We start from the raw sequence: 21,056 nt of genomic DNA, 5'->3' as shown, positions 1-21,056 counted from the left end.
ATCGTGCGGCCTGTCGCATGGTCAACCTGGCAACTCCGTCTTGGTCTATCATCGTCTTGTGATTTTTTCATTCTTTCCACAACGATGAGGTCCATATGAAGCGCTACCTGTTGTCCGCCGCCGTGCTCGCCACCATGCTGCCGGTCCACGCCCAGTCCCCGGCGCCATCCTCCGCCCCCGCGCCGGACGTGCCGCTGATCGAGCGCGCCAAGATCTTCGGCAATCCCAGCAAGACCGGCGGGCGCCTCAGCCCGGACGGCAAGTGGCTGTCATGGATGGCGCCGCGCGACGGCGTGCTCAACGTCTGGGTGGCGCCGGCCGCCGACCCGTCCAAGGCCCGCGCGCTGACCGAGGAAAAAACGCGGCCGATCCGTACCGCCATCTGGTCGCCCGATTCCAAGCAGTTGCTGTTCATCCAGGACAAGGGCGGCGACGAGAACTTCCTGCTGTACGGCGTCGACGTCGTCAGCGGCAAGCAAACTAGCCTCACGCCGTTCGAGAAGACCCGCGTGCGGCCTATCGCCTACAGCAACAAGGTCAAGGACCGCTTGCTGATCGGCCTGAACAACCGCGACGCGCGCTGGCACGACGTCTACAGCCTGGAACCGGCCACCGGCAAACTGACCTTGGTGCTGCAAAACGACGGCTACGCCGGCTTCATCGCCGACGAGCAATTGAACCTGCGCGTGGCCGAGAAAGCGCGTCCCGACGGCGGCACCACCTATTTCCGCCTCAAGGATGGCAAGCCCGACGGCGAGCCGCTGGCCGACGTGGGCCTGGAGGACTCGCAGACCACCGCGCCGCTGACCTTCACCGCCGACGGCAAGACCTTGTACTGGACCGATTCGCGCGGCCGCAACACCTCGGCGCTGGTGGCGCAGGACGTCGCCACCGGCAAGACCACCATCATCGCGCAGGATGCGCGGGCAGATATCTCCAGCGCGCTGTACGATCCAAAAACCGGCGTGGCGCAGGCCTACAACGTCGACTATCTGAAGCAGGAATACCTGGCGCTGACACCCGCCCTCAAGGCCGATCTCGAGTTCCTGAAGAAGAACATCAAAGGCCAGTTCACGGTCGGTTCGCGCACCGAGTCCGACGACAAATGGCTGGTCTCCGCCGATTCCGTCACGGCGCCGCCGGCCACCTGGCTGTACGAACGCAAAGCCAAGCGCCTGACCAAGCTGTACGTGACCCGTCCGGAGCTGGAAGGCGCGCCGCTGGCGCAAATGTATCCGCACGAGATCAAGTCGCGCGACGGCCTGACCCTGGTGTCCTACCTGACCTTGCCGAAATCGGCCAACGCCGACGACGCGGGCAAGCCCGGCAAGCCGGCGCCGATGGTGCTGCTGGTGCACGGCGGCCCTTGGGGGCGCGATGGTTACGGCTACAACGGCTACCATCAATGGCTGGCCAACCGCGGCTACGCGGTGCTGTCGGTGAATTTCCGCGGCTCGACCGGCTTCGGCAAGAACTTCATTTCGGCCGGCGACCTGCAATGGGGCCGCAAGATGCAGGACGACCTGATCGACGCGGTCGACTGGGCGGTCAAGCGCGGCGTCACCACCGCCGACAAGGTCGCCATCATGGGCGGCTCCTACGGCGGCTACGCCACCCTGGCCGGATTGGCGTTCACACCCACTACGTTCGCCTGCGGCGTCGACATCGTCGGCCCGTCCAACCTGTTCACCTTGCTCAAGACGATCCCGCCGTACTGGGAGGCGGGCAAGCAGCAATTCTACAAGCGCATGGGCGACCCGACCACCGAGGACGGCAAGGCGCTGCTGAAGGAACGCTCGCCGCTCAACTTCGCCGGCGACATCCAGCGGCCGTTGCTGATCGGCCAGGGCGCCAACGATCCGCGCGTCAACATCGCCGAGTCGGATCAGATCGTCGAAGCGATGGCGGCCAAGAACATCCCGGTTACCTACGTGGTGTTCCCGGATGAGGGCCACGGCTTCGCGCGGCCGGTCAACAACATCGCCTTCAACGCGGTGACCGAGAACTTCCTGGCCAAGTGCCTGAGCGGGCGCGCCGAGCCGATCGGCAAGGCGCTCAAGACGTCGACCGCGCAGGTCAAGCATGGCGCGGAGTTCGCGCCGGGGTTGAAGGAGGCGCTGGAGTAAGCAACATGGCGCGGGCGCCGGCGTGTCGCTGCTAGACTCGTGACACGCCACAGCCTGCGCCAAGGAGCAACAGCACGCCGACCTGATCGATGTGATGCCGGCGTCCTATGTCCAGGCCCCGTATATCGAGATCGAAGCCAAGTTCAAGGAGGAGGCGATCCGCAAGCTGCGCGTATGGCAATCCGGCGCCGCCGCGACGGCGCCTTGAGACGGCGATTTGAGGCGGCCGGCGCGCTGCGGGACCATCGGTTATACTGGTTCCAGGCACCTCCGATATTGATTTCCTCATGAACATGTCCCGCACTCCTGCGAAGAATCATTGTTCGTCCCTGAACGAGGGAGTATCGTCTGCGGCCGCACCAACGGCGCGAGACTCCGCCGGCCTTTCCCGGGCTCGGTAAGCGCCCCGCAAGACCAACCGGTCTGCTTCGCACTGCCGAGCCACCCCCACAGCAATAACCCCGACACGCGAGCGCGTTCCCACGCGGCTGCACCACGTCCGTAGCGCGCTCGCTCATGTGCAACCACTTCTCTGGAGCTATCATCATGCAACCGAAAATCATCGTCTCATCGCTCGACGCCGAGCGGCTCGAAATCCTGCTCGACGCGCTGCCGCCTGCCGAGGCCGCCGCGCACGAAGGGCTGCTGGAAGAGCTGGGCCGCGCCGAGATCGTCGCGCCGCAGGACATGCCGGCCGGCGTGGTCACCATGAACTCGACCGTGCGGTTCCAGATCGACGCGCCGTCCGAGGAATTGCGCCTGACCCTGGTGTATCCGCGCGACCTGGCCAACACCGCCGACGCGATCTCGATCCTGACGCCGATCGGCAGCGCGCTGCTGGGCCTGTCCGTGGGCGATGCCATCGACTGGCCGCGTCCGGACGGGCAACTGGTGCGGGTGCGCATTCTGGAGGTGCTGTATCAGCCGGAGCAGGCTGCGGAACTTGCGAGCTGACACAAAAAAATCCCCGCCGGCTTCAAGCGGGCGGGGATTTTTTGCGGCCTCCCGGCGTGATTACAATGGATTGCCGTCGGCGTCGATCTTGCGCACGTCGCCCAGCTTCAACTCGCGCACGCCGCTTTCGACCTTGCTCATGTCGCCCACCACCACCCACACCAGCTTGCCCGGCGCGATGGTGCGCGCGGCCAGCGCGTTCGCTTGCTCCGGCGTCATCGCCAGCACCGTGTCGGTGAAGGTGTTGTAGTAGTTCTCCGGCAGCTTGTACTGCAGGATGGTGCTGTAGGCGCCGGCCAGCTGGCCCGCCGTTTCAAACGAGCCCGGCAGCGCCAGGGTTTCGTTGCTCTTGGCTTCAGCCAGTTCGGCGGCGCTGATCGGCTTGGCGCCGGCGATGTCGCCGTATTCGCGCACCAGTTCCTGCAGCGCCTCCTTGGTCTTGTCGCTTTGCACCGGCGACGTGCTCATGTACAGACGCTGGCCCAACGCCGGCGACAGGCTGGAACGCACGCCGTACGACCAGTGCTTGTCCTCGCGCAAATTCATATTGATGCGCGAACCGAAGTTGCCGCCGAAGATGTTGTTGACCACGCCAAGCTGCACCGCGTCCGGCGAATTGCGCGGCGGCGCCAGCTGCACGCCGTAGATCACGCTTTGCAGCGCGCCCGGCTTGTCCATCAGATAGACCACCGGCTTGTCGGACGGCGCCACCTGGGCAATGTTTTTCTTCGGCGCCTCGCCTGCCTTCCAGCCGCCGAAGGCTTTTTCCAGCAACGGCGTGATCTCGGCCAGGGTGGTGTCGCCCACCACCAGCAAGGTCGCGTTGTTCGGCTTGAACCAGGCCTGGTGATACTTGACCAGGTCGTCGCGGCCGATGCGGGCCACCGCAGCCTCGGTGCCGCTGCCGGTCAGCGGCAGAGAATAGGCGTGGCCCTTGCCGTACACCAGCGACGGAATCACCCGCAAGGCCATCGTCGACGGATTGGATTTCTCGCGCTGGATCGCGGTCAGCTGGTCCTTCTTCAACCGGTCCAGCTCGTTCTGGGCGAAGGCCGGACGCAGCAGCACATCGGCGTACACGTCGAGCGCCTTCGGCATCGTCGCCTTGAGCGCGTTCAGTTGCACGAAGGCGCCGTCGAGATTGGTGCTGACGGAGAAGTTGGCGCCCAGCGATTCGAATTCCTCGCTGATCTTCGCCGCGCTGCGGGTGGCCGTGCCTTCGTCGAGCATGTTCGTGGTCAGGCTCGCCAGTCCCGGCAACGCCTGCGAGTCCGACGCGTAACCGGCATCGACCATCATCGAGAAGTTGACCACCGGCGCCGCGTGGCGTTCGGCCAGCACCACCTTCAGTCCGTTGGACAACGTGGTCTTCTGCATCGGCGGCAGGTTGAGCGATTCGGCCTTGCCCAGCGCCGGCGGCTTGCTGCGGTCCAGCTTGGCGGTGGTGGCGTAGTTGGTGGCGAACGGTTTGACTTCCAGCACGTAGTCGCCATCAGCCAGCCACGCGTTCATCGCCTGCTTGACCTGCGCCGGCGTGGCTGCCTTGACCGCCGCCAGGTACTCCTTGTAGCAATCCGGATTACCGGTGTAGGTGGTGCAGCTGGCCAGCAAATCGCTCTTGCCGCCGAAGCCGCCGACACGCTCGACGATGCGGGTATAGGACGCCAGGATCGCCGTCTTGGCGATGTCCAGCTCGGCGGCGGTGGGGCCGGACTTCATCAGCGCGCGCAATTCCTCGTCGGCGATCGCTTCCATTTTGGCCACATCGGCGCCGGGGCGCGCAGTCAGCACGGCATAGAACTGGCCGGCGATCTCGGAGCTGTTGTTGCCGGCGCTGGCGTCGCTTGCCAGCTGGTCCTTGTAGACCAGGCGCTTGTAGAAGCGCGACGTCTTGCCGCCGCCGAGCACCTGCGCGGCCAGGTCGAGCAGCGGTTCGGTCGCGGTGCTCGCGCCTGGCACGTTCCACACGCGATAAATGCGCCCCTGCGGCACGCGGTCCTCGACCGAGCCGCGATGTGTGCCGGTGCGCTTGGCGATCCATTCCTTGTGCTTGGCCAGCGGCGGGCCGGCCGGAATGTCGCCGTAGTATTTCTCGACCTTCTCGCGTGCCTGTTCGGGCGTGATGTCGCCGGCCAGCACCAGCACCACGTTGTTGGGGCCGTAGTTGGTCTTGAACCAGTCCTGCACGTCGGTCATCGACGCCGCGTCGAGGTCGGCCATCGAACCGATCGTCGTCCAGGAGTAAGGATGGCCGGCCGGCCAGGTGTTCTCGGTCAGCAGCTGGCGCGTCACGCCGTACGGCTGGTTCTCGCCCTGGCGCTTTTCGTTTTGCACGACGCCGCGCTGCAGGTCCAGTTTTTTCTTGTCCAGCACGCCAAGCAGATGGCCCATGCGGTCGCTCTCGGCGAACAGCACGTAGTCCAGCATCGAGGTCGGCACGTTCTGGAAGTAGTTGGTGCGGTCGGGATTGGTGGTGCCGTTCAGGTCGGTCGCGCCGATCTGCTGCATGGTGTTGATGTAGGTCTTGTTGAGATTGTCGCTGCCGCTGAACATCAGGTGTTCGAACAGGTGGGCGAAGCCGGTCTTGCCGGGTTTTTCGTTCTTGGAGCCGACGTGGTACCAGGTGTTGACCGCCACCACCGGGGTCTTGTGGTCTTCGTGGACCAGCAGGGTCAGGCCGTTTTTCAGCACGAACTTGGTGTACGGAATATCGGGTATGGCGATGTCGGACTTGGCCGGTTTGCCCGCGGCCGGCTTGGCGGCTTCGGCGGCTTGCACTGCGTTACCGGCAAGCAGGGCGACGGACATGGCGACGGACGCCGCGATCGTGGTACGGCGGATGGACATGGTCATGCGGTGAGCTCCTGGTTGGGAATGGACCTGCAAAAACGCGCCGGCATTCTAGCCGGCGCGCAACCATTTTATTGCATTTTAGTTAAACATAAAACTATTTACGCTTGGCCTCGGTCTTGTCGCGCGCGGCGCGGAACTCGGCGTCCGGCGCCCAGTTCGGCCAGGCCTTCGACTCGGCCAGGTCGCGGCCGAGCGCGTACAGCATGCCCAGGTCGTGCGCCATGCCCTTGAACGACCAGTCGGCGCTCCACTCGTCCGACGGCTGGTGGTAGTTGTTGGTGGTGTAGCTTTCCTCGGCCTGCTTGCCGGCCCGCAGCCGGCCATCGACGAAGTCATTGCCCGAGCCATAGGAAATGGCCGGCACGCCGCGCTTGGCGAACGGGAAATGGTCGGAGCGGAAGAAGTAGCCGGCCTCCGGTTTCGGATCGGGCGAATACACCAGGTTCCATTCCTTGGCCTTGGCGATCAGCTGGTCGAGCAGCTCGACCTTGGCGCTGCCGGAGATGGTGAAGTTGCGCGACACGCCCTGCGGGCTCAACGCGTCCATATTGATCACGCCGACCGTCTGCGCCAGCGGATACAGCGGATTCTGCGCGTAGTACTCCGAGCCCAGCAGCCCCTTCTCCTCGGCCGTCACGGCCAGGAACAGCACGCTGCGCGCGGGCGCCGGCGCCTTGCCGTACGCGCGCGCCAGTTCCAGCAGCGCGGCCAGTCCGGTGCCGTTGTCGACCGCGCCGTTGTAGATCTTGTCGCCCTTGGCGTTCGGCAAGCCGACGCCCAGGTGGTCCCAATGGCCGCTGTAGATCACCGTCTCGTCGGGCTTGCTGGCGCCGACCATGCGGGCCGCCACGTTTTTAGACGTGATCACTTGCGCGTCGACCGCGTAGTGGGCCGACAAGGTCACGTCCTTCAGCTGCACCGGCTTGAAGTCGCGTGTCTGCGCCAGTTTCTTGAGCGCCTCGAAATCCTGGCCGCCGCGCTTGAACAGGTCCACCGCCAGGTCGCGCTGTATCCACGCCTCCATCGGCGCATGCGCCTCGGACGGCTTCTTGCGCACGATGTCATACATCACGTTGGTGTTGGAATTCTTGACCGTGGGCCAGCCGTACGACGCCGGCGCCGTTTCGTGCACGATGAGGGTGCCGAGCGCGCCGCGCTTGGCCATCTCCTCGTATTTGTAGGTCCAGCGGCCGTAATAGGTCATGGCCTTGCCGCCGAACTCGCCGGCGCCGGTCTCGAAATCGGGATCGTTGATCAGCACCACCGCCAGCTTGCCCTTCAGGTCGAAGCCCTTGAAGTCGTCCCACTTGCGCTCGGGCGCGGTGACTCCGTAGCCGACGAACACCAGCGGCGCGTTCTTGAAATCGACCAGCTTGGCGCCGCTCATCGAGGCGCGCACGGCCAGGTCGTCGCCCTGCTTCAACTCCTGGCTGCCCTTGGCGTCCTTGACCGACAGCTTGACCGGCCCCTTGATCTCGAAGCGGCCCAGCGGCACGTCCTGCGTCCAGCTGCGCTCGCCTTTCTTGCCTTTGACCGGATCGCCGCCCGGCTGCATGCCGGCCGCCTTGAACTGCTCGATCAGATAATTGACGGTCTTGGTTTCGCCGGCGGTGTTCGGGCCGCGGCCCTCGAATTCGTCGGACGCCAGCACCTTGACGTCTTGCGACAACTTCTGGGCACTGAATTCGGGACCGGCGGCGGCTTGCGCCAGACCGGCGGCAAGCAAGGCAGTTATGAGCAGCGTGTGTTTCAAAATGACCCTTTTCAAAATGACCCTTTTCAAGATAAACCTCCATGGCAAACAGATCGGCAATACTGCCATGAAACCACAAGTACAGCAATCGGACCGCGCTCGGTGGGGTGGCGAACAGTACGGAAAGGGCGGGCGGCGCACACTGAAGGCTTCACTGCGAAACGGAGCATCCCATGCCCGAAGGACCATCGATCGTCATCATGCGCGAGCAGACGGCCGGCTTCATCGGCAAAACCATCGTGCAAGCGAGCGGCAACACCAAGGGCGTCGACATGGAGGCGCTGCGCGGCCAGCCGGTGCTGGACCTGCGCAGCTGGGGCAAGCACTTCCTGATCCAGCTGCCGGACTTGGCGCTGCGCATCCACCTGCTGATGTTCGGCAGCTACCGGATCAACGAGCGCAAGGACGCCACGCCGCGCCTGCGCCTGGAGTTCGACGATGGCGAGGAGCTGAACTTCTACACCTGCTCGGTCAAGACGCTGGAAGGCGACCTCGACAGCCAGTACGACTGGCGCGGCGACGTCATGTCCGACGACTGGTCGGCGGCGGCCGCGCTCAAAAAGCTGCGCGCGGCGCCCGACACGCTGGTGTGCGACGCCCTGCTCGACCAGGATATCTTCGCCGGCGTCGGCAACATCATCAAGAACGAAGTGTTGTTCCGCATCCGCGTCCATCCGCTGTCGACGGTGGGCGCGCTGCCGGCGGCCAAGCTGCGCGAGCTGGTGGCGCAGGCGCGCGAATACAGTTTCGATTTTCTGGAATGGAAGAAAGCCTTTGTGCTCAAGCAGCACTGGCTGGCGCACACCAAGCGGGTCTGCCCGCGCTGCGACCTGCCTTTCCACAAGGGACATCTGGGCAAGACCAAGCGCCGCAGCTTCTTCTGCCCCAACTGCCAGAAGCAATATCCGCCACCGCTGACAGTGACGCTGACGGTGCCGGCTAAACCAGCCCGGTCAAGTAGTAAACCGCGATCACAAAGAACACCGCCGCCGTCTTGATGACGGTGATGCCGAAGACCTCGCGGTAGGATTGCTTGTGCGTCAGCCCGGTCACCGCCAGCAGCGTGATGACCGCGCCGTTGTGTGGCAAGGTATCCATGCCGCCGCTGGCCATGGCCACCACGCGGTGCATCACCTCCAGCGGTATCTGCGCCGCCTCGGCCGCGCGGATGAACTGGTCCGACATGGCCGCCAGCGCGATGCTCATGCCGCCCGAGGCCGAACCGGTGATGCCGGCCAGGGTGGTCACCGACACCGCCGCGTTGATCAGCGGATCGGGCACGCTCTTGAGCGCCTGGCTGACGGCGACGAAACCGGGCAGCGCCGCGATGACGCCGCCGAAGCCGTACTCGGATGCCGTGTTCATCGCCGCCAGCAGCGCGCCGCCGACGGCCGCCTTGGTGCCTTCGGCAAAGGCGTCGCGCACCCGCCCGAACGCGGTCACGACCACGAAGATGATACCGAGCAGCAGCGCGCCCTCCACCGCCCAGATGCCGACCAGCGTCTTGATCGGCGTGGTGATCGTCGCGTGCAGGCCGGGCAAGGCGTCGGCCGTCAGCGCGTAGCTTTCGCCGTACCAGACGGGTATCATTTTGGTCAGCGCGAAGTTGACCACGCCCACCAGCAGCAGCGGCGCGACCGACAGCAGCGGATGCGGCAGACCGCGCTGTGGCGTGCCGGCCGCCGCCGCCGGCTTGGCCTTGTCCTCGACGCCGTAGCCTTCGCCGGTGGCCATCACCGCGCGGCGCCGCCATTCCAGGAAGGCCAGGCCGGCCGCCAGGGTGGCGATGCCGCCGATCGTGCCCAGCCACGGCGCGGCCCAGCCGGTGGTCTTGAAGAACGTGGTCGGGATGATGTTCTGGATTTGCGGCGTGCCCGGCAAGGTGTCCATGGTGAACGAGAACGCGCCCAGCGCGATGGCGCCCGGCATCAGCCGCTTGGGGATGTTGCTTTGACGGTAGAGCTCGGCGGCGAACGGATAGACGGCGAACACCACCACGAACAGCGACACGCCGCCGTAGGTCAGCAGCGAGCACACCAGCACGATGACGGCGTTGGCGCGGGTGCGCCCGATGTAGCGGATCGCCGCGACGACGATGGACTCCGAAAAGCCGGACAGTTCGATCAGCTTGCCGAACACCGCGCCCAGCAGGAACACCGGGAAATACAATTTGATGAAGCCGACCATCTTGTCCATGAAAATGCCGCTGAACACCGGCGCCACCGCGCCCGGATCGGTCAGCAGCACCGCGCCGAGCGCGGCGACCGGCGCGAACAGGATCACGCTGTAACCGCGATAGGCGGCCAGCATCAGGAAACATAGTGCGGCGAGAACGATCAGGAAGGACATGCCGGCTCCGACGATGGTTAAGTGGGTGTCGTCGGATATTGTAAAGTTTATCGAAACTGTTCGTCGCCCCTCTTAAAGCAAGGCCGCCGGTCCCGCCCGATCACGACCCCACCGTCACCCGGCACATCTGGTACGGGAAGGCCTCGCTGCCGACGAAGGCGCGGTAGGGCACGCAACTGCCCTGCTCCAGCCGCAGTCCGTAGCCTTGCACATGGGTGGCCGCCGCCGCGCCCAGCCACTGCGCGGCGGCCAGCTTGCGCCGGCGGGTGCCGTCCTTCTCGTTGTTGGCGGCGTTGAGCAACAGGTAATGGGGGCCGGGCCGCTCGGCGATGGCTTGCGCGATACGCTGGCGCCAGCCGGCCGATTCGGGGAAGCCGGTGCCGATAGAGACGAACCTGGCCTGCGGCGGCATGAAGGTGGTGATCCAGCCGGTCGGCGGGTCCCAGTGTGCCAGGAACACGATGCTTGCCGACGGCGTGGCGAAGGCCGGCACCTCGGCGCTATAGGCGCGCTCCCCCCATGTGGCGTGGCCCCAGGTGTTGGCCGGGAAAACGCTCAGCACCAGCAGCGCCAGCGCCACGCCGCCCCATTGCCGGGCCGCCGCCGTGGCCGGCGCCACGAGGCCCCAGACGATCCAGAACACCAGCGGCGCCAGCAGCTCGAGCGAGATCAGGTAGCGGTAGATGCTGAACATGCGCATCCACACCACGTAGCCGATGACGAAGAACAGCAGCACGAACACGGCGCGGCGGTCCGCCGGCGCGGCACCGGCGCCGGCGCGGGCGCTGCCGAAGCGCCGCGCCAGCCATGGAGCACGCCGTTCTCCGGCGCCAGCGGGCTGCGGAACAGGTTGTTAAATTGCGGGAACAGCGGATTGCCGAAGGTTTACCACATGGTGAGGAACCACCAGCCGGCAGTGGCCGCGATACCGCCAAGCACGCCAACGCCGAACACAAACGCCAGCCACACGCGCCGCCACCAGTCCAGCAGCAAGGCCAGCAGCGCCAGGCACAGCGCGACGGCAAAGACGGCGTTGGTCAGTTTCAGGCCGGCCGCGGCGCCCATCAGCAGGCCGGCGGCCAGCATGGCCGCCACATTGCCGGCGCCGGCGCGCGGCAGCGCCTCCCAGCGCCGCAGCACCAGATACAAGCCGCCCAGCAGCGGCGGCGCCGTCAGGTTGTCGCCCATGGTGTTACCCAACGCGCTCAGGAAGCCCGAGCCGAGCATGCCGGCGCCGGCCAGCAGCAAGGCCAGGCGCTGCCGCTGGTCGCCCAGCAGGCGGCGCGCGATCGCCGCCATCACGATGAAGTTCAGGCCCTGCAGCGCGCCCATGACAAAGCCGGCCAGCCGTGGCGGCAGCGCGCCGTTCAGCAAGTGGTAGAAGATGTCGAGCGTCGGGTTGAAATAGGTCTGGAACGCGGCGGGCGCCAGGTCGAAGCCGACCCGGCCGTTGAGCACCGCGTAGCCGTTGTACAAGTGATAGTTGCGCAGGTCTCAGTTGCTGTCCTGCCCCAGCAGCATCGAAGCCAGGCCGAACAGCAGCGGCACGCACAGCGCCGCGCGCGTGGCGGCGCCGGGGGCGCAAAGGAAAGCGGTGCGGCGCGCGAACCACGCGGCCAGCGCCGCGACGAGGCGATTGGGGAAATTCAAGGAATCATCCGGATCGAAACACAAGGAATTTGGCACTGACGAAGTTCAGTGCCATGCCCGCCAGCGAGCCGAGCGCGACTGCCGCGGCCGGCACCCACGGCGCCGCCGGCAGCAGCCACAGCGGCCATACAGCACGCCGACGTCGGCCAGCAGGCCGAGCACGCCGATGGCGGCAAAGCGCAGCAGTTGTCCGGCGGCCCTAGCCACGCGCTGGCGGCGGCGCCAGCGACGGCGCCGGCTGGGCCAGGTAGGCGAAGCGTTTTTGCTCGATGCGGCCCTTGGTCAGGGCGTCGAGGATGACGCCGCACGCCAGCAGGATCAGGCCGAACAACATCAGCGAGGCGCACAAGGTGGCCGTCGGCAGGCGCGGCACCAGCCCGGTGTGCAGATAGGTTTCCACCAGCGGCTCGGCCAGCGCCAGCGCCAGCAGCGCGGCGGCGCCGGCGCCGATCGAAAAGAACGCCAGCGGCCGCTCGGACTTGAACAGGCGGAAGATCGTGGTCAGGATGCGCAAGCCGTCGCGGTAAGTGTTGAGCTTGCTGACCGATCCCTCCGGACGCGACTTGTACACGGTCGACACCTCCGCCACCGGCATGCGCAGCGCCAGCGCGTGCACCGTCAGCTCGGTCTCGATCTCGAAGCCGGCCGAGTGCGCCGCGAACGATTTGACGTAGCGCTGCGAGAACACGCGGTAGCCGGACAGGATGTCGGTGAAGGTACGGCCGAAAATGAACGACACGCAGCCCGTCAACAGGGCGTTGCCGAAGCGGTGGCCGGGCCGGTAGGCGTCTTGTTCGGTGCTGACGCGGTTGCCGACGACCATGTCCAGCCCTTCGCGGAACAACTGCTCGACCAGTTGCGGCGCCACGCTGGCGTCATAGGTGTCGTCGCCGTCGACCATCACATAGGCGTCGGCCTCGATGTCGGCAAACATGCGCCGCACCACGCTGCCCTTGCCCTGCGCCGTCACGTTGCGCACGATGGCGCCGGCCTCGCGGGCGATGGGCGCGGTGCCGTCGGTCGAATTGTTGTCGAACACGTAGACCTGCGCCTGCGGCAGGCAGGCGCGGAAATCGCGCACGATGGCGGCGATCGTCAACGCTTCGTTATAACAAGGCACCAGGATGGCGACGCGCTTATTGCTCAGTTTGTCCATGGCGGTGGTGGCGGGGTAGCAAGGGAATCAAGGCCGCCATTATAAGCTTGTGAAAAATAAAACCCTATTTATTTGCTATTGGGCAATAAGAGACAGTGGCGGCGGTAACCGTTGGTATCGATTGACGCTCGCGGAACAGGCTGCAATACTGGGTCATCGCAGCCGATGCAGGACGCCATGACTGAATTACGGGCCTCGCTCAAGAGCGGTGGCAGGTTCTCGCTGAACTGGAGCTATCTGAATGCCATCGCCAACGGCGTGTCGGCCATCGACCTCGGCGCGCTGGCGTTGCGCAACCTGCACGACGCCCGCCAGTTCGTGCGCGAGTACGGCTTCGACCTGGAGCAGCCGGCCGCGCCGGCGATCATCGCCCGCGCCCACCGCGAAGCGGTCGACTTCCTCGCCTGCACCTTCCTGGCGCCGGAGCAGGCCGGGTTGATACCGGACGAGGTCAGCCATCCCGACGATCCGCTGCATTTGCTGGTGTACGCCTCGCTGCGCGGCACCAGCGTCGACGTGCGGCGCATGTGGTCGTGCGCCGTGCTCAAGGTCATGCACGGCATCTTCTACATCGACAACAACCTCAAATTGCGCCACTTCCACGCCATCCGCGCGCAGGTGTTCGCCACCCTGGACGAGGTGATCCGGCACGACGGCGACCGCCACTTCCTCACCGACGGCGAGGTCTGCCTGCCGATGCTGCATTACGAGCGCAAGGACAACAAGGGCCGCAACAGCATCCTGCTCAAGCTGCTGCAAAAAGCCGCCTACCTGGCCGCCGACATCTTCGACCACCTCGGCGTGCGGCTGGTGTTCGCGACCCGCTTCGAATGCCTGCTGGCGCTGCGCAGCCTGCAGCGCGCGCACTTGCTGTCGGTCACCAACGTCGACGCCGAACGCACCCGCAATACCTTGCTCGACCTCGAGGCGGCCAAGCAGATCTTCAACAAATACCGCGCCCAAATAGAACACAGCGACGACTATCCGTTCGACCTACTGAAAACCATGGACGCCGAACTGGCCGACCTGGCGCAGCCGCAAACACGCTGCGATAACCCGCACAGCGGCAGCGGCTTCAACAGCATCCAGGTAACGGTGCGCAAGATGATCCACGTCCAGCCGGACTATCCCAACATCGGCGCCGTCACGGACCAAGAATACGACGTCGGATTTTTCTTCGAATACGAAATTCAGCTGATGGACCAAGCCAGCTACGAGCGCAGCCTGGCCGGCCCGGCCAGCCACGACGCCTACAAGCGGCGCCAGATCGACACGGCGCGCACGCGCGTGTTCGGCCGTGAACTGCTGCGTTGGATCGAAGGGCAACATCCAATGCAAACCAGAAATTAAAAATTAGACAATGCCTTGTCAGGCTGATACGATGGCTGCCTTTTTGCGCCGGCAACCCGCCGGCTCGCCAGCCAAGGTCATCATGAAACGTCTCAGTATATTGCTCGCCCTCGCCGCCACCCTTTCCGCCTGCGGCGGCGGAGGCGGCTCCGGAGCCGCCAGTCCAAGCGCGCCCGCCCCCGTGGTCGACACCCGTCCCGTGGTCGATATCGTGCCGACGGTCGGCGATTTTTATTCGTACCGGCTGACCCACAGTTCCACTACGGGCGACAAGCCTTTACCGGCAACGCCCGATTACACGCATTTTTTTGCGAATGGGATAAGCAAGGTCCAGAACGACGGCTCCTGGGTGGAGATCGACATCGATTCCACACAAGCCTCGCGGATGGAATCGAACATCCGGCCTGACGGCGCGCTGACGGCGACCAAGAGCGCAGGCTGTACCAGTACCTACACGCCAGTTGTCTACGGCATCCCGAAAGATTTAACTGTCGGCAGCGAATGGACCTTGCTCTCAACCAGAAGCTATGTTGGTGACTGCAGTTCTGGTAACGAAATAAAAAGCAGCTACAAGGTGACCGCGCTGGAAACCATCGTGCTGAGCGCCGGCAGCTTCAATACCGTCAAGATCGTACAAACGCCCACCAGTATGAAGTACGAGAACTTCACGGAAACCGTCGAGAGCACGGTTTGGTGGGACGCGGTTACTCATCAGATGGTCAAGTACGTCGTCGAGAACATTCAGACGATGAACGACGGGAATAAATTGCGCACCGTTACGAGCGGCGAACTGATCGGCTACGCCAGCGCGAAACAAGGGCGCAAGACCCTGAATATCGAGCGCTTCGCCGGCCCATGGGCAGGCACCTACTCGGGCACCTATAGTGGCAAGTGCGGAGGGGTAGTAAGCCTTGACGGCAAGCTGGACGCTGATTGCGGAGACGGCCTGTTCAGCGTTCACGGCGATATCGACGTCAACGGCAAAGGCACCTTCTATCTGACGGTGAATGGTGTAAAGGGCGCGAGCTTCAGTGGCGCCTTCGAATCGCTGTTCAGTATCGGCGGCGTCTGGTCGGCCGGCGCCGCATCGGGCAGCTGGAAGCTGGAACACCAATAATTGCGTCGACACGGCGGCGTTAGCGGTGCGCCGCCAAACGACCGCCGGGGCTAACATGCAAAGCCATGTTGTCGGAGAAGATATTGCCGAATGCCCCGCACCCTTGCTTGCTGCGTTACTTGCTTCGCTACACGCTTCTGGCCGCGCTGGCAGGCTTTGCCGGCACCGCCGCCTGCCAGGAAGCCTCGGCCAAAGTGACCGTCACGGCCACCCGCGATCCGGTCGACAAGTCCTACCGAAAAATGATCGCCGGCATGGACCGGTTCGAGCGCAACCGGGCGCTGGCGCCGCAGGCGACCTTGCGCTTCCAATTGCTGCCGCGCCTGCCCACCACGCGGCTCGACGGCATCACCTTGCGGGTGGTTGGCGACAACCTTGCGCTGCCCGTGCCCGTCGCGCCCGACCATACCTTCACCCTCGACCGCAACGCCCAGGCGCTGCGCGAAGACGCGGCGCTGATTGCCAGCAGCAAGACCAGCACCCTGACCTGGCGCGCGCAGGTGCGCAGTCCCAACGTGCCGCCCGGCATGCGCCGCCTGGGCGACTTGCGGCTCGAATGCCAGGTCGGCGTCGAGGCGGGACTGCTGTCGAACAACGACAACGTGTTCGCCTGGCTGGGCGAACTGCTCACCGATCCGGACCGGGTCTGCGCTGCCGCCGACGGCAACTACCTGTTCTTCGCCGAGCGCCCGCTGTTCGGCGTCACGCTGCGCGACGGCGCGCGTACGGAGACATTACCGTTCTCGATGCTGTACGCGGGCGGCACGCAAACGCCGGACACCCTGCCCTTCTGCGATTGCCAGGTCTTGCTCGACCGCAGCTATTACGCGCCGCTGTGGGACCGCCGCTGGTCCGACGATACCCTGGTCGAATTCGACTACATGGACGACACGCCGGGCGCCGGCACGGTGTCCATCGCCGAAACCCACCGCTCCACGGCGCAAATGCGCGCCGCGCTGGGCCCGGCCACGACGGTGCGCTTCGACAGCGGCTACCAGGTCTGGCGCTACCGGTACCCCAAATTGAAGCCGGAGACGAAGCCGGAAGACGGCAAGCGCGCCGAATTCGTCATCCTGTTCGGCCCCGACGGCGTGGCGCGCAAAGCACGATTGAGCGAGCCCTTGTAAAGCGGCGGCGATTGGATCATCATGAAATCATGAAAATCGCTCCCCGTCCCCTCTCCCTTCGCCTTGCCGCGGCAAGCCTGTTGATGCTCGCCGCCAGCGCCTGCGGCAACGCGCCGTCGGCCACCGCGGCCGCGCCGGCAGCCGGCGCGCCGACCGCCAACAAGGCCGAAGCACTGTGGAAGAAAATCCAGGCCGCCAACGCCGACACCAGTTGCGACAGCCAAGCCCAGTGCCACACGATAGGCTTCGGTTCGAAGGCTTGCGGCGGTCCCGAGCGCTATATGGCCTGGTCGAGCAAAAACAGCGACGGCGCCGCGCTCAAGGCGCTCATCGACCAGCACGCCGCCGCCCGCCGCGCCGACGACGCGCGCGAGCAGATGATGTCGACCTGTTCGCTGGTCAGCGACCCCGGCGCCACCTGCCGCGCCGGCCAATGCGTCACGAATGCCATATCTCCCGGAAACACCACGAATCCACGTCGGGCGGATTAGCGCAGCGTAATCCGCCAAGTGCCGCCAACAGATCATCCAGCATCAACAAACAAAAAAACCCGCGAGCCCAACCGGCCTCGCGGGTTTTTCACATCCAAGCCAAACGCTTAAAACGCCAGCGCCTCCTTGCTGCGCGAGCCCTTAAACAGCGGCAACGGATCGGTGGTATCGACATCGATCACCGTCGCCCCCTGCTTGACCCCGCCCAGCAGGTAGTTCACCACGCCGACGTGGCGCACGCCAGGCGCCAGGCCGGACCAGCTCATGCCCACGCTGGCGGTGCCGCCGATCGTGGCCGAGCTCGGCATAACAACCTTGAAGTTGCCGCCCGTCGAAGGCTGCACCACCCAGCTCGACAACGCGTAGGTGGCCTGGCCGCCGTTCGGCCGGAAACCGATCACGCAAACGTTGTAGTCGCCGGCGGCCGGGGCCACCATCTGGATGGTTTCATTGGCCGTGTCGCCGCCGCTGCTGAGCACAGGCGTGTTGCCGCGCATGACGATCATATCCAGGTCCGAGTCGCCCGGCACGGCGCCGGTGGTGTCCGAATCGAACAGCGAGAAGCGCGCCAGCAGGGTGCCGGCCGGGATCGTCACCGGATGCAGGTTGACGCCGGTGGCGGCGCCCGCCTGGCACAGCGCCGTGTTGCTCAGGCCGGTGTTGGCGGTGCCGATCGAACGCGTCTCGCGGGTGGCCGGCTGCAGGCCGCCCTTGACCGCGCTCATAGCGCCGGCAAAGCCGGTGCCGACCGTGACGACCTTGCTGCCGGTGGCCGCCTCGCTCACCACGGTGGCCGGCGCCGACAGGCCGGTGGCACGCGCCGTCAGCGGGCTGCGCACGACATGGGTGCCGTCTTTCCAGTTCAACACGCCATAAGCCCAGGTGTCGAGCGGCGCGCTGGTGCGGGTCAGCTTGACGGTGAAACTGGCCTTGGCGCCGGCCGCCAGCACCAGGGTCGCCGGCTGCACCGAGACGTTGAAGCCCGGCAGCGAGGCCGTGGCGTTATAGGTCGCGGTGGTGTTGCCGACGTTGGTGACGGTGCGCGTCATGCTCAAGGTGCCGAGCACGTTGGCGGCGGTCAGCGAGGCCAGGTTCAGGTTGTAGGCGGCGATGCTGCCGCCCATCGTGGTGCACTGGGCGGTGGTGTAGATCAAGCCCTGGCCGCACAGGAAGCGCGCGTAGTCGAGCGGCGCGATGTCGTACACCAGGCCGGGATCGGCCGCCGAGTTCGGCGCGATGTGGCCGGCGCCCTGGCCCCAAGGCAAGGTGCCGGCGTTGGTGGCGCTGCTGTCCCACGCGACCTTGGTGGTCAGGCCGTCGCTGAAGGTGTCGGTGGCGCTGGTCATCAGTGCCGACTTGATGGCCGACGGCGTCCAGTCCGGGTGCAGTTGCTTGAGCAGCGCGGCCACGCCGGCCACGTGCGGCGAGGCCATCGAGGTGCCGCTGTAGAAGGCCCAGTCGGTCACCGGGGCCGGCGCGCCGGCGGCGACGGCGTCGCGCTGCGCCTGGGTCAGGTCGGCGGTGACGGCGGCCAGGATGTCGGTGCCCGGCGCGGTCATGTCCGGCTTGAGGATGTTGGCGTTGGCCACGTTGGGGCCGCGCGACGAGGTGCTCGACATGATCGGCGCCTTGACCGTCGGATCGAAGGTGGCGCGCAGGTTGCCCAGCGAGGCGACCGCCGTGTTCGGACTGGCGGCGATGTAGCTCTTCAGGACGGCGGCGTTTTCCTTGGTGATGTGCACCGTCGAGATGGTGTGCGCCTGGTTGATGATGGTGGTGCCGCCGCCTTCGACGTTGGCGATGATCACGCCCACCGCGCCGGCCACCTTGCCGTTGGCGCTCTTGTTGACCAGCACGTTGCCGCCGCGGTCGCACACCAGGATCTTGCCGGCCACCTTGGCCGGGTCCAGCAGCGGCGCGACGGCGTCGGTGCCGCCCAGGCAACGCTCGAGCTGGAGCGGATCGGCGCCCGGCAGGCCGGCGTCCTTGGCCAGCACCAGCGGCGAGGTCGGCGTATTGGCGTTGCTCGAGGCGCCGGTCAGGGTCGCGCCGCTGCCGGTGACGGCGTCGGCCAGGTACAGGCGGTTGTGGGTCGAGTTGCCGACCGAGGCCAGCCACGGGCTGATGTGGCCGACCGGCGCCGGCGCGGTCGCGCCCGGGCCCTGGTTGCCGGCCGAGGTGGCGACAAACACGCCGGCGGCGGTCGCGCCCAGGAAGGCCTGTTCGGTGGCGTCGGTGAACGAGCCGCCGCCGGCGCTCGAACCGATCGAGAAGTTGATGACGTTGACGCCGTCCTTGACGGCCTGGTTGATGGCCGCCACGCTGTTGGAGGGCGCGCAACCGTTCTTGCCGGTGGCCGCGTCGGTCCAGCACACCTTGTAGGCGGCGATGCGGGCGCGCGGCGCGATGCCGCTGACCTTGCCCAGGTTCAGGCCCGCGGTGATCGCGCTCACGCCGGCGTTGCCGGCCGCCGTGCTGGAGGTGTGGCTGCCGTGGCCGCCGTGGCCTTCGGTGCCGGCCACCGAATCGCGCGCCGAGAAGAACTCGGTCCAGTGCAATTGCTGGCCGGCCTGTTTGTAGTAGCGCGCGCCGATCAGTTTGTTGTTGCAATTGGCGACGCTGAAGCCTTCGCCGGTGTCGCAAGTGCCTTTCCAGCTGGCCGGCGGGGCATCGTAGACCACGGTCGAGCCGCTATGGCTCGGGTTGCCATTGCCGTCGACGCGGTCGGCGTAGCTCGGATTCTCCGGCCAGATGCCGCCGTCGACGATGCCGACAATGATGTTCTCGCCCGACGAGCCCTTGCCGCCCAGCTGATCCCACAGGCCGCCGGCCTTGTCCAGGCCGAGGAAGGTCGGCGTGTAGCTGGTGTCGAGCTCCATCATGGAATCGGCCGTGATGGCGGCCACGCCGCTGTTCTTCTTGAGCGCGCGCACTTCGTCGTCGGTCAGCATGGCGGCGAAACCGTTGAAGACGACATCGTATTTATGGGTGATCTCGGCGGCGTTGATGGTGCCGATGACCGCGTTCTGCTTGGTGTCCAGGTAGCTGATGTAGGCCTGCACGGCGGCGGCGTCGACATTGAGGCGCTGGCCCTGGGCGGGCATCGTCGCGGCCAGGCCGGCGACCTGGCCGGTGTAGGTGGCGACCGGCTTGTCGGTCAGTTGCACGATGTAGGAGCGGCGCTCGGACTCGGCGTTGGCCGAGCCGGCGCTGGTCAGGGCGGCGGTCAGCAGCAGGACGGCGGCGGAAATAGGACGGAGTTTCATGTGGGGCGTTCCTTGCTCAGGCGATGGTGGTGGCGGCGGTGGTGGTGGCGGCGGCGGCGGCCGCCTTGGCGCGGCGGCGCGACAGCAGGCCCACCAGGCCCAGGCCGAGGCCCATCATGGCGTACGTCTCCGGCTCCGGCACGGCGGTCACCGCGCTCAGATGCAGGTTGTCGAAGGCGAATTGCGCCTGGTTTTCCGAACCGGCGAGCGGGCTGTAGCAACCGCCGGCGCCGTCGAACAGGCAGGAACTGATGACCAGGCTGCTCAGGCTGACGTTGCCGAAGGCCGTCAGCGCGTTGGTGACGAACGGCGAGCTGCCCAGCGCGTCGAGCAAGGGGAAATCGTAGGCGACCGAAATGGTGCCGCCGCCGGCGCGCGTGCCGACCAGGGTCAACTGGCCATACGAGTAGCTGGGCAGGCCGCCGACCGGCGCCAGGAAGGCGTAGTCGATGCCCGACACCTGGAAGGCGGCGTTGTCGCCGCGCGCCACCTTCAGGCTGCCGTCGTTGACGCCCATGTAGAAGTGGCTGGCGTTGCCGGTCGGGCAGGCGGCGATGGCGCACAGGTACGGGTCGGCGCCGTCGCCGACGGCGCCGGCGAAGCCGGTGCCGCCCGGGGAGGCCGGCGTGTCGATCACGGTCATCGTGTAGCCGCTCTCGCTCAGGGTTTCGGTGCCGCCGTAGATCGACGGGCCGATGGATTCGAAATCGATCACGGCAGCCATGGCTGGCGTGGCGCTCATCAGCGCAAGGGCGCCGAGTGCGGCGCCGGTCATTTTTTTCAATTGCGCTTGCTTCAAGTGGTTCATTTCACTGCCCTTTTGATGAAAGTAATGGCGCCGTGGCCCGCCGGTCTGGTCGCCCG

16 protein-coding genes and 2 pseudogenes are annotated in these 21,056 nt (G+C 65.9%); 7 read left to right on the top strand and 11 right to left on the bottom strand.

Annotated features, from left to right (window positions below; all coding sequences use genetic code 11):
* Window positions 1–95 precede the first annotated feature (95 nt).
* Both NHH73_05225 and rnk read left to right on the top strand, forming a co-directional pair.
* A complete protein-coding gene (locus NHH73_05225) occupies window positions 96–2,126 on the top strand; it encodes a S9 family peptidase (GenBank protein ID USX27706.1) in 2,031 nt (676 codons plus the stop codon).
* A gap of 546 nt (window positions 2,127–2,672) precedes the next feature.
* Window positions 2,673–3,080, top strand: a complete 408-nt coding sequence (gene rnk, locus NHH73_05220) for a nucleoside diphosphate kinase regulator (protein ID USX27705.1) — start codon at window positions 2,673–2,675, stop codon at window positions 3,078–3,080.
* A gap of 60 nt (window positions 3,081–3,140) precedes the next feature.
* Here the strand turns inward: rnk and NHH73_05215 are convergent, their stop codons facing one another.
* Window positions 3,141–5,933: an insulinase family protein gene (locus NHH73_05215; GenBank protein ID USX27704.1), complete on the bottom strand. Its 2,793-nt coding sequence runs from the start codon at window positions 5,931–5,933 to the stop codon at window positions 3,141–3,143.
* 94 nt (window positions 5,934–6,027) lie between these two features.
* Complete coding sequence (locus tag NHH73_05210) at window positions 6,028–7,686, bottom strand: M28 family metallopeptidase (protein ID USX27703.1); 1,659 nt, start codon at window positions 7,684–7,686, stop codon at window positions 6,028–6,030.
* Window positions 7,687–7,859: 173 nt separating this feature from the next.
* On the opposite strand from NHH73_05210, the gene NHH73_05205 reads away from it, so the two are divergent.
* The gene (locus NHH73_05205; protein ID USX27702.1) at window positions 7,860–8,684 is read left to right on the top strand and encodes an endonuclease; all 825 of its coding nucleotides are present in this window, start codon (window positions 7,860–7,862) and stop codon (window positions 8,682–8,684) included.
* On the opposite strand, the gene NHH73_05200 is transcribed toward NHH73_05205, so the two are convergent.
* From NHH73_05200 to NHH73_05180, 5 genes are all read right to left on the bottom strand, one after another.
* Window positions 8,626–10,035 (bottom strand): GntP family permease, encoded by a 1,410-nt coding sequence (locus NHH73_05200; GenBank protein ID USX27701.1) that lies wholly within the window; start codon window positions 10,033–10,035, stop codon window positions 8,626–8,628. The genes NHH73_05205 and NHH73_05200 overlap by 59 nt on opposite strands.
* A 100-nt stretch (window positions 10,036–10,135) precedes the next feature.
* Window positions 10,136–10,777 (bottom strand): hypothetical protein, encoded by a 642-nt coding sequence (locus NHH73_05195; protein USX27700.1) that lies wholly within the window; start codon window positions 10,775–10,777, stop codon window positions 10,136–10,138.
* A gap of 143 nt (window positions 10,778–10,920) precedes the next feature.
* Window positions 10,921–11,511 (bottom strand): hypothetical protein, encoded by a 591-nt coding sequence (locus NHH73_05190; GenBank protein USX27699.1) that lies wholly within the window; start codon window positions 11,509–11,511, stop codon window positions 10,921–10,923.
* Window positions 11,512–11,529: 18 nt separating this feature from the next.
* Window positions 11,530–11,685: a hypothetical protein gene (locus NHH73_05185; GenBank protein USX27698.1), complete on the bottom strand. Its 156-nt coding sequence runs from the start codon at window positions 11,683–11,685 to the stop codon at window positions 11,530–11,532.
* A gap of 199 nt (window positions 11,686–11,884) precedes the next feature.
* Complete coding sequence (locus NHH73_05180) at window positions 11,885–12,841, bottom strand: glycosyltransferase (protein USX27697.1); 957 nt, start codon at window positions 12,839–12,841, stop codon at window positions 11,885–11,887.
* A 177-nt stretch (window positions 12,842–13,018) separates the two neighbouring features.
* Between NHH73_05180 and NHH73_05175 the strand changes: the two genes are divergently transcribed.
* The 4 genes from NHH73_05175 (at window position 13,019) to NHH73_05160 (ending at window position 16,926) form a co-directional block, all read left to right on the top strand.
* On the top strand, window positions 13,019–14,191 hold the full coding sequence (locus NHH73_05175) for a TIGR04552 family protein (GenBank protein USX27696.1): 1,173 nt from the start codon (window positions 13,019–13,021) through the stop codon (window positions 14,189–14,191).
* A 31-nt stretch (window positions 14,192–14,222) separates the two neighbouring features.
* Complete coding sequence (locus tag NHH73_05170; protein ID USX27695.1) at window positions 14,223–15,308, top strand: hypothetical protein; 1,086 nt, start codon at window positions 14,223–14,225, stop codon at window positions 15,306–15,308.
* A gap of 107 nt (window positions 15,309–15,415) precedes the next feature.
* The gene (locus NHH73_05165) at window positions 15,416–16,435 is read left to right on the top strand and encodes a hypothetical protein (GenBank protein USX27694.1); all 1,020 of its coding nucleotides are present in this window, start codon (window positions 15,416–15,418) and stop codon (window positions 16,433–16,435) included.
* 29 nt (window positions 16,436–16,464) lie between these two features.
* Window positions 16,465–16,926 (top strand): hypothetical protein, encoded by a 462-nt coding sequence (locus tag NHH73_05160; GenBank protein USX27693.1) that lies wholly within the window; start codon window positions 16,465–16,467, stop codon window positions 16,924–16,926.
* Window positions 16,927–17,033: 107 nt separating this feature from the next.
* On the opposite strand, the gene NHH73_05155 is transcribed toward NHH73_05160, so the two are convergent.
* From NHH73_05155 to NHH73_05140, 4 genes and pseudogenes are all read right to left on the bottom strand, one after another.
* Window positions 17,034–17,975, bottom strand: coding sequence for a hypothetical protein (locus tag NHH73_05155; GenBank protein USX29560.1), 942 nt, complete (start codon window positions 17,973–17,975; stop codon window positions 17,034–17,036).
* Between the two features lie 282 nt (window positions 17,976–18,257).
* Window positions 18,258–19,805, bottom strand: a pseudogene (locus tag NHH73_05150) (S8 family serine peptidase).
* A gap of 51 nt (window positions 19,806–19,856) precedes the next feature.
* Window positions 19,857–20,192 (bottom strand): annotated as a pseudogene (locus NHH73_05145) (protease inhibitor I9 family protein).
* 16 nt (window positions 20,193–20,208) lie between these two features.
* A complete protein-coding gene (locus NHH73_05140; GenBank protein ID USX27692.1) occupies window positions 20,209–21,000 on the bottom strand; it encodes an NF038120 family PEP-CTERM protein in 792 nt (263 codons plus the stop codon).
* Between the last annotated feature and the right edge of the window lie 56 nt (window positions 21,001–21,056).

The organism is Oxalobacteraceae bacterium OTU3CINTB1, from assembly GCA_024123955.1.
Taxonomy (GTDB): domain Bacteria; phylum Pseudomonadota; class Gammaproteobacteria; order Burkholderiales; family Burkholderiaceae_D; genus Rugamonas.
This window is presented reverse-complemented; position numbering and strand designations above follow the sequence as displayed.

Excerpts from the sequence above, each read along its gene's own strand:
- NHH73_05225 (USX27706.1), top strand. The coding sequence starts at position 96 with ATGAAGCGCTACCTGTTGTCCGCCGCCGTGCTCGCCACCATGCTGCCG.
- rnk (USX27705.1), top strand. The coding sequence starts at position 2,673 with ATGCAACCGAAAATCATCGTCTCATCGCTCGACGCCGAGCGGCTCGAA.
- NHH73_05215 (USX27704.1), bottom strand. The coding sequence starts at position 5,933 with ATGACCATGTCCATCCGCCGTACCACGATCGCGGCGTCCGTCGCCATG.
- NHH73_05205 (USX27702.1), top strand. The coding sequence starts at position 7,860 with ATGCCCGAAGGACCATCGATCGTCATCATGCGCGAGCAGACGGCCGGC.
- NHH73_05200 (USX27701.1), bottom strand. The coding sequence starts at position 10,035 with ATGTCCTTCCTGATCGTTCTCGCCGCACTATGTTTCCTGATGCTGGCC.
- NHH73_05180 (USX27697.1), bottom strand. The coding sequence starts at position 12,841 with ATGGACAAACTGAGCAATAAGCGCGTCGCCATCCTGGTGCCTTGTTAT.
- NHH73_05175 (USX27696.1), top strand. The coding sequence starts at position 13,019 with ATGACTGAATTACGGGCCTCGCTCAAGAGCGGTGGCAGGTTCTCGCTG.
- NHH73_05170 (USX27695.1), top strand. The coding sequence starts at position 14,223 with ATGGCTGCCTTTTTGCGCCGGCAACCCGCCGGCTCGCCAGCCAAGGTC.
- NHH73_05160 (USX27693.1), top strand. The coding sequence starts at position 16,465 with ATGAAAATCGCTCCCCGTCCCCTCTCCCTTCGCCTTGCCGCGGCAAGC.
- NHH73_05155 (USX29560.1), bottom strand. The coding sequence starts at position 17,975 with ATGACGCGCACCGTCACCAACGTCGGCAACACCACCGCGACCTATAAC.
- NHH73_05140 (USX27692.1), bottom strand. The coding sequence starts at position 21,000 with ATGAACCACTTGAAGCAAGCGCAATTGAAAAAAATGACCGGCGCCGCA.